This is a genomic window from Amycolatopsis sp. NPDC031561, assembly GCF_055580625.1.
In genome coordinates this window covers 58523-71246 of record NZ_JBVILA010000038.1, presented here as the reverse complement: position 1 = coordinate 71246, position 12724 = coordinate 58523, and the positions used below count along the sequence as shown (strand labels likewise).

The window sequence follows — 12724 nt, the reverse complement described above, 5'->3', positions numbered from 1 at the left end:
CCCCCCCCCCCCCCCCCCCCCCCCCCCCCCCCCCCCCCCCCCCCCCCCCCCCCCCCCCCCCCCCCCCCCCCCCCCCCACGGCCGCTCGGCATCGGACGCGACGAAGGACACCTTCGTCCCGTGGCCAGCCTCACCCACGAACACGCCACCTGTGCCTTACTCCTCAATAACCCGAATCGCCACTCACGACCAACCCGGCCCGGTCCCGTTAATTGTGTTGCGCGCGGAGCGATCCGTTCGCATCCTTCTGCACATGACTTCGACCCTCGCCTTCCTGCCGACGCCCTCCGTCCTCCGACGGGTGCGGGTGCAGCAGCAGGCCGGGACCTGGCGGAGGCCGACACCAGTCCGACCGTGAGCGCCGCGCTCGTCGCGGGCCTGCTCGCCGGCTTTGGCATCGCCATTCCGGTGGGCGCGGTCGCGACCTATCTGGTGGTGCTGACGGCGCGGTCAGGGCTCAAGATCGGCGCGTACGCCGCGCTGGGCGTCGCCACGGCCGACGGCCTTTACGCCCTGGTCGCGGTCCTCGGCGGCAGCAGGCTCATCCCGATCATCCAGCCGATCGCCGGTCCGCTGCGGTGGGTTTCGGTGGTGGTGTTGCTCGGGCTGGCGGTCCACATCGGATTCACCGGGGTCCGGAACTTCCGCGACTCCGCGAAGGCCGACGTGACGCAGCCTGTCGCGATAGGGCCGTTGAAGGCCTACGTGAGCCTGCTCGGGATCACGCTGCTGAACCCGACCACGGTGGTCTATTTCGCGGCGCTCGTGCTCGGCAGCGAGGACATGGCCGCGGCGACCGGGGCGGAGCACGTGGTGTTCGTGCTCGCCGCGTTCGTGGCTTCGGCGAGCTGGCAACTGTTCCTCGCGGGCGGCGGCGCGGTACTCGGCAAGGCGCTGACCGGACGTCGTGGACGACTGGTCACCGCGCTCGCGTCCAGCGCGCTGATCACCGTGCTCGGAATCCGCCTACTCTGGTGAGCCTGGAGGCGACGGATGGCGGAGACACTGCTCGAGACGGCGCAGGCGGGTGACTCGGCCGCTTTCGGGCGGCTGGTCGCCCCGTTTCGCGGCGAGTTGCACGCGCACTGTTATCGCATGCTCGGTTCGGTGCACGACGCGGACGACGCGCTGCAGGAAACCCTCGTCCGGGCCTGGAAGAGTCTCGATCGCTTCGACGGTCGCGGGTCGATCCGGCCGTGGCTGTACAAGATCGCCACGAACCGCTGCCTGACGGCGATCGAGCGACGGGGACGTCGCGAGCTGCCCGCCGACCTGGGCCCGGACGCACCGGAAACCGAACGCCTCTGGCTCGAACCGTATCCGGATCAGGGGCCCGAAGCCGGGTTCCTGATCCGGGAGAACATCGAGCTGGCCTTCGTCGCGGCGTTGCAGCGCCTTTCGGCGGTGCAACGGGCGGTGCTCGTGCTTCGTGAGGTGCTGCAGTTTTCGGCGCAGGAGGTCGCCGATCAGCTGGAGACCACGGTGGCCTCGGTCAACAGCGCCCTGCAGCGCGCCCGCAAGGTCGTGCGGCTTCACGGCGAGCCCGGGCCGGTCGGCGATTTCCGGGAAGTGGCGGGCAAGTACGTCGCGGCTTGGGAAAGCCGCGACGTCGACGCCATCGTCGCGATGCTCACCGAGGACGCCAGGTACAGCATGCCGCCGCTGCCCGAGTGGTACCAGGGCCGCGACGCCATCCGCGCGTTCCTGCTCGACGGTCCGCTGGCCAGGGATTGGCGGCTCCTCCCGGCTCGTGCGAACGGTCAGCTCGCGTTCGGCACGTACCTGTGGGACGAAAGGGAGAACGCCTTCGTCCCCGGTGGGCTCGACCTGGTCGTGCTGAACGGCACGAAGATCGCCGAAGTCGTGTCGTTCCTGACCGCCGATCTGACCCGGTTCGGATTGCCGGGCAAGATTCCCTGATCGAGGACCGCAGGTGTCCGCATTGGTTGCCAAGCTCTGCCTATGACCGAAACCACGGCACGCCCCGCTTCCCTCCACTCCTACCTCGCCTACCGCGACGCTCCGAAGGCGCTTCGTTGGCTCGAAAGTGCCTTCGGCTTCGAGACCCTCATGGAGTTCCCCGATGACAAGGGCCTGATCCAGCACGCCGAACTGCGGCTCGGCGGGGTCTCGATCATGGTGTTCAGTGCGGAGGAGGACTACGACCATGCGACCCGCAAGGGTGAGACCGTCGGCCACGGCCTCTACGTCAGCCTTGCGACGCAAGAGGCCGTGGACGCCGTCTTCGCCTCCGCCGTCGAGGCCGGCGCGACGCAGGTCTGGGAACCGGCGAACACCGAATGGGGCAACTACCGCTGCCGGGTCGACGATCTCGAAGGCTACGAGTGGACCTTCGGCACGCACATCCCCGGCGAACCGCAGGCCGACTGGAGCTAGAGCAGCCGGGCGAACCATTCGCGGCTGCGGCGGAGCAGATCCAGCTGGTGTTCCCGTCCGCGAAGCGAATGCCCTTCGCCGGGATACACGACGAGGTCGTGTTCGACACCGAAGTGGCGGAGCGCGCGGTGGAAGAATTCCGCCTGGGACAACGGGACGTTCGTGTCTTCCGCGCCGTGCACGATCAGCACGGGAGTCTCGATCTTCGACGCGAAGGAGATCGGGTTGACTTGATCGTGCCGGTGCGGGCCGGTCCCTTCCCAGCCGATACTCCCGCTGTGCGCGGCTTCCACCAGCGGGCCGAGTTCACCGGTCGCGGAGAGCATGCTCCAGTCACAGATCCCGGCGACCATCAGGGCCGCCTTGAACCGGCGGGTCTGCCCGACGGCCCAGGCCGTCATGTATCCGCCGTGACTCCCGCCCACGATCCCGAGCCGCTCCGGATCGGCCACTCCTTCGGCGATGAGGAGATCGATCCCGGTCTCGATATCTCCCCATTCCTCCAGGCCGACCCGTCCGGCGACGGAAACGGCGAATTCGTGCCCATGGCCTTGTCCCCCACGGGGATTCGACAGGAAGACGGCGTGCCCTGCCAGGGCCAGCCACTGCGCGGACGGGAACCAGCCGAGCATGAACCGGTCCGCGTGCCGGTCGTAAGGTCCGCCGTGAACATGCGTGACCAGCGAGAAAGGCCCGTCGGCCCGAGTCTTTCCCGGCGGCAGAACGAGCAGGCCGTCCAACGCGAGGCCGTCGGACGCCTTGTATGACAACCGTTCCTGGGCGCCCCACGAAATCCCGGCGAACTCCGGCGCCGTGTCGCTGACTTGCGTCAACGCCCCGCCCACCGGTCCACAATGGACATCTTTCGGCCGGTACGCGGTACTCAGCACGGTGACCACGATCTCGCCGTTCGAGGCCACCGCGTCGCCTTGCCCGCGCCAGAACGACACTTCGCCGGACCCGAGCCGATGGAGGGCCGTGTCGAGCCCGTCGGCGACGAGCACCAGAGGAGCACCGGAATCGACCTGCGCGAGCTTGACCGGGCAGGTCGATTCCTCGGTCAGGTTCCGATGTTCCCCTGTTTCCACGGAAACGTCGAAGACCGCCCGGCCACCCACCAGTTCCGGATTCCCGAGATACGCGATATGCCAGCCGTCCTCGTCCCGCCACCAAACGGGGCTGGCGGCTTCGACCGCGACCCGGCCGAGATCGTGCCGCTCACCGGTTTCCAGATCCAGCACGGAAAGCCGGGGTTCGAGACCACCCGGATCGGCCTCCGGCGTCGGCCAGGTGACGACGGCGAGCGCCCCGTCGTCCGGGCGGCGGGCGACGTCGACGACGTGGTCTTCGATCAGCGTACTGATCTCGCCGGTCCGCGGGTCGAAACTCCGCAGCCGCGCCGGGCGAAGGCTCTCACTCCAGACCCAGATGGCCGGCGCGGGCGTCTCGTCCTCAGCGATGAACGCGATCCGGTCGTGCAGCGGCAGAAACCCGGTGACCTCGCTCTGCCAGGCGAACAGTTCCTCGTCCCCCGAACAGACACGGCCGTCCCGGAGGAAATAGAGGGCATCCACGGACCACTGGGGCGAGGATCCTTCAGCCAGCTTCCGCGGCTTTTCGCTGCCATCCACAGCGGCGAGCCAGATCTCGGGGACGCCTTTCGCGATGGTCGAAACCTGGTAGGCGACCCATTTCCCGTCGGAGGAGAGCGCGGGTACCGATGGGACATGGCTGTCGACGATCAGCTCAGCGGTCAGCATGTCCCCATCCTGCCGGAAGTTACCGTGCCAACGCTTTGCCCAGTTTGTCGAGCCAGTCGCCCGTTCCCTGCTCCCGCCAGCTCGGTTCTTCGTGACCGTCGAGGAAGGTGCCCTGTTCGATCAACGTCAGCCGGGTGCCGCCCGCCTCGGCTTCGAACAAGACCGTCGTCACGGACACGGTCGCCGGGACGTCGTTCGCGGAGAGAGTCGACGCGTAGACGATCCGCTCGTTTTCGGCGATGTCCGCATAATCCGACGTGAAGGCCATCCGTTTCTCGCCATCGGGCGGACCGGTGGTGACTTCTCGGCCGCCGACCCGGAAGTCAAGGGAATGGCCGCCGCCCGGCACGGTGAACCAGCCCGCTTTCGCGGCAGGGTCGGACCAAGCGGCGAAAACGCGTTCGGGCGGAGCGGCGTAGACGCGTTCGAGGGTGAAGGTGGCGTGTTTGACGGTCATGACTCTTTCCCTTCATCGGAGCTCAGAAAGCCACCAAGGCGATCGAGCCGGCGTTCCCAGCCGGTGCGCTGCCCGCCGAGCCAGTCCTCGGCCATCCGCAGGCCGTCCGGTTCGAGGTGGCAGGTGCGGACTCGCCCCGCCTTCTCCGTCCGGACCAGCCCGCAGGTTTCGAGCACCTGGAGGTGCTGCATCACGGCGGGCAACGACATCGACAACGGCTGCGCGAGCTCCCCCACCGAGGCTGGTCCCCGGGTGAGGCGCTCGATCATTTCGCGGCGCGTCCCGTCGGAAAGCGCCTTGAACACCTGATCCATCCGTTGGTTAGGCACATGCTTAACTATCCGCCCACGCCGAGCGATAGTCAAGTAGATGCTTAACTTTTTAGTCTTCCGCGGTCATGCCTTCGACGAGCAGCCACTGCGAGGCGAGGTACGAGGTCAGCACGAAGGTCTCGAGGTTCGCCCGCACCCGCTCACTGGTGACGAAGTTGCGGCGGATCAGGATCGCCAGATCCGACGCGGAGAACAGCAGCGCGCCGGCAGCGATCCAGGTCCGCCGGTCACCCGACGGGACCACCATTCCGCCGGAGACCTTGGCCTTCGGCGCCAAAGCCGGGTCGGCCGCGAGGGTCGACGTCGTGCTCAACAGTCCTCCGTAGACCGAAAGCACCGAGGACACTGGAGACGGCTTCGGCAGCGCCATCGCGATAGCCGCCGCAGCCCACGCTCCGAGCCGGGGCGACGCGGTCGCGGCACGCGGACGGGCACCGCGACGCCACAAGAACGCGGAGTACAGCACCTGCATCACGCCGAACGACGTCGCGCCCTTGATCAGTTCGCGATCCTCGTGCGACCGGCCCATGAAATGGTCGCCCGCACCGGCCGCGACCAAACCGGCGATGAGCAGGCCCTTCTCCCCTGGTGCAAGCGTTTGCGCCCGGGCGACACGAGCGGCGAGCACGGGGACCGCGGCCGGTTTCGTCACCAGTTGCAACCGCCGGTTGCCCGTCCTGGCGGAGTACACCGTGCCGATCGCGGCGACGCCGAACAGCACCCGCTCGGCGAACTTGAGGGCCTTCACGAACCACCTCCGGAACTTATTTTTGGGTAAGTTACCAGGAGGTCAGCTCGCCGACGTCTTTTAAACGGCCTCGCGGAAAGTGTTCCGGTACGCGCTCGGCGAGACACCGAGCGCCGCCTGCAAGTGCTGGCGCAGCGAGGCGGCAGTGCCGAACCCGGCCTCGGTGGCGACCTTGTCCACCGGCAGGTCGGTTTCTTCGAGCAGCTGACGTGCCCTTTCGACCCGCTGCTGGGTGAGCCACTGCAACGCCGAAATCCCGACCTCGTCCCGAAAACGCCGCGTGAACGTCCTCGTGCTCATCGACTCCTTCGCTGCGAGCTCGCGCAACGTCAGCGGCCTGCCGAGGTTCTCCAGTGCCCAGGTCCGCGCCGCCGCCGTCGACGACGACTGCGGTTCCGGAACCGGGCGGCGGATGAACTGCGCCTGCCCGCCCTCCCGGTGCGGCGAGACGACCGTCCCGCGCGCGACCTCGTTCGCGACCGCGGCACCGTGATCACAGCGGATCATGTGCAGGCAAAGGTCGATCCCGGACGCGACGCCCGCCGCCGTCAGCACATTGCCGTCGTCGGTGTACAGCACGTTGGGATCGAGGGCGACCTTCGGGAACTTCGCCTGGAAGTCCAGCGCCGAACGCCAGTGCGTGGTCGCCTTCCGACCGTCGAGCAGGCCGGCGGCGGCGAGCACGAAGGCACCCGTGCAGATCGACGCGATCCTGGCGTCCGGCCGGATCAGCGCCAGCGCCAGCGCGAGCGGTTCGGTGAGGTCCTGCCCGGTCGGCTCGTACTCGGTGGACGACGCGGGGATGACCACGGTGTCGGCCTCGGCCAGCACCTCGGGTCCGACCGGGACGGAGATGGTGATGTCGGCATCCGTCCGGATCTGCCCCGGCTCCGGCGTGCAGGTGACGACCTCGTAGAGCCGCTCGCCGTCGGCCGATTTGGCCGTGCCGAACAGCCGGGTGACGATGCCCAGCTCCATCACCAGCATTCCGTGCCGGACCAGCACGGCGACCCGATGGCGGTCCGGATGCGCGAAAAAGCCCATGGCTCGATTCTTGCACATGTTGGCCATCGGGCCACTCGCGTTGACCAGAGGACCGAGGGACGGTGGGGACATGAACGTGTTGTGGATCTTCGCCCATCCGGAACCTCGTTCCCTCGGCGGCGCGCTGCGCGACGAAGGCTTGCGCACGCTCCGCGCCCAGGGGGCGAACGTCCGGGAGTCCGACCTGTACGCGATGAAGTGGAAGGCGGTCGTCGACGCCGACGACTTCGGTTCAGCGGCACCGAGCGATCACTTGATCGTCGGCTCGACGTCGAAACACGCCTTCGAGACCGGCGAACTCAGCGACGACATCCACGCGGAGCACGAGAAACTGGACTGGGCGGATTCCGTGATCGTCCAGTTCCCCCTGTGGTGGTACGGGATGCCCGCGATCCTCAAGGGCTGGTTCGACCGCGTGTTCGTCAAAGGTTTCGCTTACGGCGTGCGGCGCCCCGACGGCAAAACGTCGCGTTACGGCGAAGGAGCGCTGGCCGGGAAGCGTGCCATGGTCCTGCTGACCGCGGGCGCGCCGGACGCCACCATCGGACCGCGCGGCGTGAACGGCGAGATCGACGACCTGCTGTTCCCACTGCAGCACGGAACCCTGTGGTACGCGGGAATGTCCGTCCTTCCCCCGCTGACGATCTGCGGCGCCGACCGAGTTTCCCCCGAGCAGTACGACGACGCCGTCGCGGCCCTGCACGACCGGCTGCGCACACTGTCCACTCGCGACCCGATCCCGTTCCGCTCCCAGAACGGCGGCGACTACGACGAGCACCTCGTGCTCCGTCCGGATCTAGCTCCCGGCCGGAGCGGGAACGGCGTTCACCTCCTCTAGACCTACGAGGTCCGCATCGGCGAAGAAGGTTTCGGCCGCCTTGAGCGCGCCTTCGTCGAGCAGGACGTCTCCGGGACGGCTTCCGTTGCCGAGCAACTGCCCACCCCACCGCATTCCGAGATATTCGGCGGTTTTACGCAACGTTCCGATCACCGGTTCCGCTTGCTCCGGCCGCTCGGCGAGCGCGCTCACACCCCACAGGGTCTTACCGCGCATCCGTGCCTTGAACTCCAGTTCCGGCTGATCCAGCCAGCTCGCCCAGTGGTCGAAGTACAGCTTCACCGACGCCGAAACGCTGTACCAGTAGACCGGCGACGCGATCACCAGATCCGTGGTGGCGAAGGTCGCGTCGAGCAGCAACCGCTCGTTTCCGGCCGGTGGCACCAAGTCCTCACCGTCGTGCTTCCGGTCGACGAAAGGCGTCAACGGGACCTCGGCCGTCCGGATCCACCGCTGCCTGACGCCGCGAGGAAGCTCTTTGGCCGCCCGCCTCGCCAGGATCTCCGTGTTGCCACCGGCACGGGCACTCCCGACCAGGAACAGAAAGCTTCGATCGTCGGCCATGGCGATCCCCCTCCGAAGTGATTTCAAAGTACATGTATGTGCAAGCAGATTGTGTCACTGCATGTAAACTGGTGTCAAGGAAACTAGGGAGGTCGCCTTGACCGCCGATGAACTGGCGTGGGGCCGCGTCCTCGCGCTGCACGGGCGCATCGAGCAAGAACTCGCGAAGGCATTGCAGCGACGGCACGGACTCGGTCTCTCCGAGTTCCGCGCGCTCGGCAAGCTGGCCGCGACCGGGAAGGGTGTCCTGCGCATGCAGGAACTCGCCGAGGCGATCGGGCTCAACCAGAGCTCCGTGAGCCGAATGGTCGTCCGCCTCGAAGACGCCGGGCTGACCGAGCGCGACCCGTGCGAGAACGACCGCCGCGGCGTGTATTCGTGCATCACCAAGGAAGGCCGGAAACGGCACGCCGAGACCGAGCCGACCTATCAGGAGGTGCTGGCGGCCGCTCTCGACAAGGCCGAAGCCGACCCTGAGCTGAAGGACGCCGTCGCCGCGCTTCGCGGCGTCTCTTGAGCAGCGGCGCGGGTCCGTAAAGGAGCGTCTCGTCGCTGGCCGGCCGCAAGTAGTCCTCTAGATGCGGTCGGTGAGAGAGCGCCCGGCGTCCTGAAGGCCACCCTTGAGACGTTGAGCGTCCTGAAGGTGGCCTTCAAGACACCCGCGACAGGCACCGAACCGGGCATCGTGAGTGGCGATTCGGGTTATCAAGAGAACCCGAATCGCCACTCACGACCAACCCGACCCCCGCCTCCCGAGAAGCCGATCTCCACCCTGGGGATGACCTCCACCGGACGGACGCGCGAAAGTCCCGCGCCCGGCTAGGTTCGCCGTATGAAACAGCCGTCCGCGCTCCCCGGCCGCGTACCGCACGTCCTCGACGTGATCGTCGCGCTGGTGCTGGTGGTCTCCGTCGGCGGGAACCTCGCCGCGAAGACGTGGACGTTCACCGTCGCCATCCCGATGTGGCTCGCCTGGGCGACGGTCGCCGCGTGCGCGATCGCGATCGTGGTGCGACGGCACTGGCCCGTGGCGGCCTACGGCCTCGGCCTGTTCAGCCTGATCCCGGCCGTCCTCGCGGGCAACGGGCTGGGCCCGGCCGCGATCCTGGCCATGGCGTGCGCCCTCTACACCCTGGCACTGGAACACCCGCGAGCCCGCTCGCTGATCGCCTTGGGCCTCGGCCTGCTCGTCGTCGCGGTCCTCGAGGTCGTGCAGCTCGGGCCCTCCACGTTAGCGTCGATCGCGTTCGCGGGCGGCGGGGTGGCTGGCTCCTGGGCGCTGGGCTGGACAGCGCGACAACGGCAGGCGAACCTCACCCTGCTCGCCGAATCCCAGGCCGATCAGGCGGTATCCGACGAGCGGCTGCGCATCGCGCGTGAGATGCACGACGTCGTCGCCCACAGCATGAGCCTGATCGCGGTCAAAGCGGCAGTGGGCAATCACGTCGCCGAGGAACAGCCCGAGGAAGCGCGCGAAGCGTTGCGGGTCATCGAACTCACCAGTCGTGAAACCCTCGTCGAACTCCGGCGGATGCTCGGCGTCCTCCGTTCCGGTGACGGCACTCCCGAGGCCGCGCTCGGCCCCGCGCCGAAACTCGCCGATCTGCGGACCCTCGCCGAACGCGCCGGGCAGGCCGGAGTGCGCGTCGAGCTGACCGGCGAGGTGGTGGACGAGCTCCCCGAGGGCGTCGCGCTTTCGGTCTACCGCATCACGCAGGAGGCGGTGACCAACGTCGTGAAGCACGCGGGACCGTCGGTCTGCCGGGTCACGATCACCGAAAACCCCGGTGAGGTCAGCGTCGAGATCGTCGACGACGGCCGCGGCGAAGGCTCGGCCTCGGCCACGGGCGGGCACGGCTTGATCGGCATGCGCGAGCGGGTCGCGGTCTACGGTGGTGACTTCGAGGCGGGACCACTTCCCGCCGGGGGATTCCGGGTGTTCGCGCGGCTGCCGTACGCCGTCAAGGAAGTGGGGACACGATGATCCGCGTACTGATCGCCGACGACCAGGCGTTGCTGCGCGGCAGCTTCCGCGTGCTCGTCGACAGCGCGCCGGACCTCGAGGTCGTCGGGGAGGCGGGCAACGGCCTCCAGGCGGCGGAACTGGCCGAGAAGGAACGTCCGGACGTCGTGCTGATGGACGTCCGCATGCCGGAGCTGGACGGGATCGAAGCGACGAGGCGGATCTGCGCGTCGGCCGCGACCGAAGGCGTCCACGTGCTGATGCTGACGACGTTCGATCTCGACGCCTACGTCTATTCGGCGCTGCGCGCGGGCGCCAGCGGATTCCTGCTGAAGGACACTCCGCCCGCCGAGCTGCTGACCGCGATCCGGGTCGTCGCGGCGGGCGAAGGACTGCTCGCCCCGTCGATCACGCGAAGGCTCATCGCCGAATTCACCCGGCTGCCCGAGGCCGGACAGCGCGTCGCGCCGTCGCTCGACGGCATCACCACCCGCGAGCGGGAAGTACTGAGCCTGATCGCGCGCGGCCTGTCGAACGACGAGATCGCCGGGACGCTGCATCTCGGGCTGGCGACGGTGAAGACGCACATCGGCCGCCTCCTGCACAAACTCGCGGCGAGGGACCGGGCGCAGCTGGTGATCGCGGCCTACGAATCCGGTCTGGTGCGCGCCGCTCTCTGATCCGGACGTTGTCTACGCCACACGCGAAGTGACCGTTGAGTAGCTAGGCTGCGGATTCATGAGCAGTGCGACGGAGCCGCTCGGGACGCCGCCCGAGGACGAACCGGACATCCACACCACGGCCGGCAAGCTGGCCGACCTGTACCGCCGGTATGACGAGGCGGTGCACGCGGGTTCCGCGAGGGCGGTGGAGAAACAGCACGCCAAGGGCAAGAAGACCGCTCGCGAGCGGATCGAGCTACTGCTCGACGAAGGCTCGTTCGTCGAGCTCGACGAGCTGGCGAAGCACCGTTCGGTCAACTTCGGCCAGGAGAAGAACCGTCCCTACGGCGACGGCGTCGTCACCGGCTACGGCACCGTCGACGGCCGTCCGGTGTGCGTGTTCAGCCAGGACGTCACCGTCTTCGGCGGTTCGCTCGGCGAGGTGTACGGCGAGAAGATCGTCAAGGTGATGGACCTGGCGATCAAGACCGGCCGCCCGATCGTCGGCATCAACGAGGGCGGCGGCGCGCGGATCCAGGAAGGCGTCGTCTCGCTCGGGCTGTACGGCGAGATCTTCAACCGCAACGTCAAGGCGTCCGGCGTCATCCCGCAGATCTCGCTGATCATGGGCGCCAACGCGGGTGGGCACGTCTACTCCCCCGCGCTGACCGACTTCGTGGTGATGGTCGACAAGACCTCCCACATGTTCATCACCGGCCCCGACGTCGTGAAGACCGTGACCGGCGAAGAGGTCTCCTTCGAGGAGCTCGGCGGCGGGCGCACGCACAACACCCGTTCGGGTGTCGCGCACTACCTCGGTTCCGACGACGAAGACGCCATCGCGTACGTCAAGGAACTGCTCTCGTTCCTCCCGGCGAACAACCTGTCGGAAGCGCCGCTGTTCGAGACGGACTCCGCACCTGGCGGGTTCTTCGACGACGTCACCGAGTCGGACCGCGAGCTCGACACGCTGATCCCGGACTCGCCGAACCAGCCGTACGACATGCACGAGGTCATCAACCGCGTGGTCGACGACGGCGACTTCCTCGAGGTGCACGAACTGTTCGCGCCCAACATCCTGGTCGGGTTCGGCCGGGTGGACGGGCGCAGCGTCGGCATCGTGGCGAACCAGCCGACCCAGTTCGCCGGCTGCCTCGACATCGACGCGTCCGAGAAGGCCGCGCGGTTCGTGCGCACCTGCGACGCGTTCAACATCCCGGTCCTGACCTTCGTCGACGTCCCCGGTTTCCTGCCCGGCACCGACCAGGAGTGGAACGGCATCATCCGGCGCGGCGCGAAGCTGATCTACGCCTACGCCGAAGCGACCGTCCCGCTCGTCACCGTCATCACCCGCAAGGCGTACGGCGGCGCGTACGACGTCATGGGGTCGAAGCACCTCGGCGCGGACATCAACCTGGCGTGGCCGACGGCGCAGGTCGCGGTCATGGGCGCGCAGGGCGCGGCGAACATCGTGCACCGCAAGACACTCGCCGCGGCCGCCGCCGACGGCAAGGACGTCGACGCGCTGCGCGCGGAGCTGATCCAGGAGTACGAAGACACGCTCCTGAACCCGTACGCGGCGGCCGAGCGCGGTTACGTCGACTCGGTGATCGTGCCCGCGCACACCCGCGGCCACGTCGCGAAGGCGCTCTCGCTGCTCCAGGGCAAACGCGAGACCCTGCCGCCGAAGAAGCACGGGAACATCCCGCTGTGAGCGCGCCCGAAACCCCGCTGCTGCGGGTCGTCCGAGGAGATCCGAGCGACGTCGAGCTCGCCGCGCTGACCGCCGTCGTCGCGGCGGCGGCGAGCGCGCGGGCTCCGGAGCCCGCGCCGAAACGGGAATCGTGGTGGGCGGACAAGGCCTCGCTCGTGCGGGCCCCGCTCGCCCCCGGCGACGGCGCCTGGCGGGCTTCGGCACTCCCTCGCTGAACCGGCTCCCCGCGAGAAGCGCGGAACGGG

15 protein-coding genes are annotated in these 12724 nt (G+C 68.2%); 9 read left to right on the top strand and 6 right to left on the bottom strand.

The genetic code is table 11. From position 1 onward, the window contains the following. The first annotated feature begins 354 nt into the window (after positions 1–354). From ACZ5IK_RS42080 to ACZ5IK_RS42070, 3 genes are read left to right on the top strand one after another with little or no spacing between them, the layout of a single operon-like run. The gene (locus tag ACZ5IK_RS42080) at positions 355–978 is read left to right on the top strand and encodes a LysE/ArgO family amino acid transporter (protein ID WP_465492819.1); all 624 of its coding nucleotides are present in this window, start codon (positions 355–357) and stop codon (positions 976–978) included. A gap of 15 nt (positions 979–993) precedes the next feature. After that, positions 994–1920 (top strand): sigma-70 family RNA polymerase sigma factor, encoded by a 927-nt coding sequence (locus tag ACZ5IK_RS42075; RefSeq protein WP_465492818.1) that lies wholly within the window; start codon positions 994–996, stop codon positions 1918–1920. A gap of 42 nt (positions 1921–1962) precedes the next feature. Then, positions 1963–2397 carry a VOC family protein gene (locus ACZ5IK_RS42070; protein ID WP_465492817.1) on the top strand — a complete coding sequence of 145 codons (435 nt, stop codon included), beginning with the start codon at positions 1963–1965 and terminating at the stop codon, positions 2395–2397. Here ACZ5IK_RS42070 and ACZ5IK_RS42065 read toward each other — a convergent pair. From ACZ5IK_RS42065 to ACZ5IK_RS42045, 5 genes are all read right to left on the bottom strand, one after another. Further along, a complete protein-coding gene (locus ACZ5IK_RS42065) occupies positions 2394–4157 on the bottom strand; it encodes an alpha/beta hydrolase family protein (RefSeq protein ID WP_465492816.1) in 1764 nt (587 codons plus the stop codon). The two genes, ACZ5IK_RS42070 and ACZ5IK_RS42065, sit on opposite strands and share 4 nt — an antisense overlap. 19 nt (positions 4158–4176) lie before the next feature. Next, the gene (locus tag ACZ5IK_RS42060; RefSeq protein WP_465492815.1) at positions 4177–4614 is read right to left on the bottom strand and encodes an SRPBCC family protein; all 438 of its coding nucleotides are present in this window, start codon (positions 4612–4614) and stop codon (positions 4177–4179) included. Next, positions 4611–4928 (bottom strand): ArsR/SmtB family transcription factor, encoded by a 318-nt coding sequence (locus ACZ5IK_RS42055; protein WP_465492827.1) that lies wholly within the window; start codon positions 4926–4928, stop codon positions 4611–4613. Before ACZ5IK_RS42055 ends, ACZ5IK_RS42060 begins: the two co-directional genes overlap by 4 nt. A 67-nt stretch (positions 4929–4995) precedes the next feature. Then, positions 4996–5694 carry a lysoplasmalogenase family protein gene (locus ACZ5IK_RS42050; RefSeq protein WP_465492814.1) on the bottom strand — a complete coding sequence of 233 codons (699 nt, stop codon included), beginning with the start codon at positions 5692–5694 and terminating at the stop codon, positions 4996–4998. Between the two features lie 60 nt (positions 5695–5754). Next, entirely contained in the window at positions 5755–6765 is a 1011-nt protein-coding gene (locus ACZ5IK_RS42045) for a GlxA family transcriptional regulator (protein WP_465492826.1), read from the bottom strand. Between the two features lie 43 nt (positions 6766–6808). On the opposite strand from ACZ5IK_RS42045, the gene ACZ5IK_RS42040 reads away from it, so the two are divergent. Continuing rightward, complete coding sequence (locus ACZ5IK_RS42040) at positions 6809–7576, top strand: NAD(P)H-dependent oxidoreductase (RefSeq protein WP_465492813.1); 768 nt, start codon at positions 6809–6811, stop codon at positions 7574–7576. Here ACZ5IK_RS42040 and ACZ5IK_RS42035 read toward each other — a convergent pair. Further along, the gene (locus ACZ5IK_RS42035) at positions 7535–8140 is read right to left on the bottom strand and encodes a flavodoxin family protein (RefSeq protein WP_465492812.1); all 606 of its coding nucleotides are present in this window, start codon (positions 8138–8140) and stop codon (positions 7535–7537) included. The genes ACZ5IK_RS42040 and ACZ5IK_RS42035 overlap by 42 nt on opposite strands. A gap of 97 nt (positions 8141–8237) precedes the next feature. Here ACZ5IK_RS42035 and ACZ5IK_RS42030 point away from each other — a divergent pair, with 97 nt between their 5' ends. The 5 genes from ACZ5IK_RS42030 (at position 8238) to ACZ5IK_RS42010 (ending at position 12694) form a co-directional block, all read left to right on the top strand. After that, positions 8238–8657 (top strand): MarR family winged helix-turn-helix transcriptional regulator, encoded by a 420-nt coding sequence (locus ACZ5IK_RS42030; protein ID WP_465492811.1) that lies wholly within the window; start codon positions 8238–8240, stop codon positions 8655–8657. Positions 8658–8972: 315 nt separating this feature from the next. Beyond that, positions 8973–10124: a histidine kinase gene (locus ACZ5IK_RS42025; RefSeq protein WP_465492810.1), complete on the top strand. Its 1152-nt coding sequence runs from the start codon at positions 8973–8975 to the stop codon at positions 10122–10124. Then, positions 10121–10783 carry a response regulator gene (locus ACZ5IK_RS42020; RefSeq protein ID WP_465492809.1) on the top strand — a complete coding sequence of 221 codons (663 nt, stop codon included), beginning with the start codon at positions 10121–10123 and terminating at the stop codon, positions 10781–10783. Before ACZ5IK_RS42025 ends, ACZ5IK_RS42020 begins: the two co-directional genes overlap by 4 nt. 58 nt (positions 10784–10841) lie before the next feature. Then, positions 10842–12479, top strand: coding sequence for an acyl-CoA carboxylase subunit beta (locus ACZ5IK_RS42015; protein ID WP_465492808.1), 1638 nt, complete (start codon positions 10842–10844; stop codon positions 12477–12479). Then, complete coding sequence (locus tag ACZ5IK_RS42010) at positions 12476–12694, top strand: acyl-CoA carboxylase subunit epsilon (RefSeq protein WP_101612380.1); 219 nt, start codon at positions 12476–12478, stop codon at positions 12692–12694. The genes ACZ5IK_RS42015 and ACZ5IK_RS42010 overlap by 4 nt, the downstream gene beginning before the upstream one ends. Positions 12695–12724 lie beyond the last annotated feature (30 nt).

What these genes read in the sequence shown, in the direction of transcription:
- ACZ5IK_RS42075 (WP_465492818.1), top strand. Translation starts at nt 994, where the DNA reads ATGGCGGAGACACTGCTCGAGACGGCGCAGGCGGGTGACTCGGCCGCT.
- ACZ5IK_RS42070 (WP_465492817.1), top strand. Translation starts at nt 1,963, where the DNA reads ATGACCGAAACCACGGCACGCCCCGCTTCCCTCCACTCCTACCTCGCC.
- ACZ5IK_RS42065 (WP_465492816.1), bottom strand. Translation starts at nt 4,157, where the DNA reads ATGCTGACCGCTGAGCTGATCGTCGACAGCCATGTCCCATCGGTACCC.
- ACZ5IK_RS42060 (WP_465492815.1), bottom strand. Translation starts at nt 4,614, where the DNA reads ATGACCGTCAAACACGCCACCTTCACCCTCGAACGCGTCTACGCCGCT.
- ACZ5IK_RS42055 (WP_465492827.1), bottom strand. Translation starts at nt 4,928, where the DNA reads ATGGATCAGGTGTTCAAGGCGCTTTCCGACGGGACGCGCCGCGAAATG.
- ACZ5IK_RS42045 (WP_465492826.1), bottom strand. Translation starts at nt 6,765, where the DNA reads ATGGCCAACATGTGCAAGAATCGAGCCATGGGCTTTTTCGCGCATCCG.
- ACZ5IK_RS42040 (WP_465492813.1), top strand. Translation starts at nt 6,809, where the DNA reads ATGAACGTGTTGTGGATCTTCGCCCATCCGGAACCTCGTTCCCTCGGC.
- ACZ5IK_RS42035 (WP_465492812.1), bottom strand. Translation starts at nt 8,140, where the DNA reads ATGGCCGACGATCGAAGCTTTCTGTTCCTGGTCGGGAGTGCCCGTGCC.
- ACZ5IK_RS42025 (WP_465492810.1), top strand. Translation starts at nt 8,973, where the DNA reads ATGAAACAGCCGTCCGCGCTCCCCGGCCGCGTACCGCACGTCCTCGAC.
- ACZ5IK_RS42020 (WP_465492809.1), top strand. Translation starts at nt 10,121, where the DNA reads ATGATCCGCGTACTGATCGCCGACGACCAGGCGTTGCTGCGCGGCAGC.
- ACZ5IK_RS42015 (WP_465492808.1), top strand. Translation starts at nt 10,842, where the DNA reads ATGAGCAGTGCGACGGAGCCGCTCGGGACGCCGCCCGAGGACGAACCG.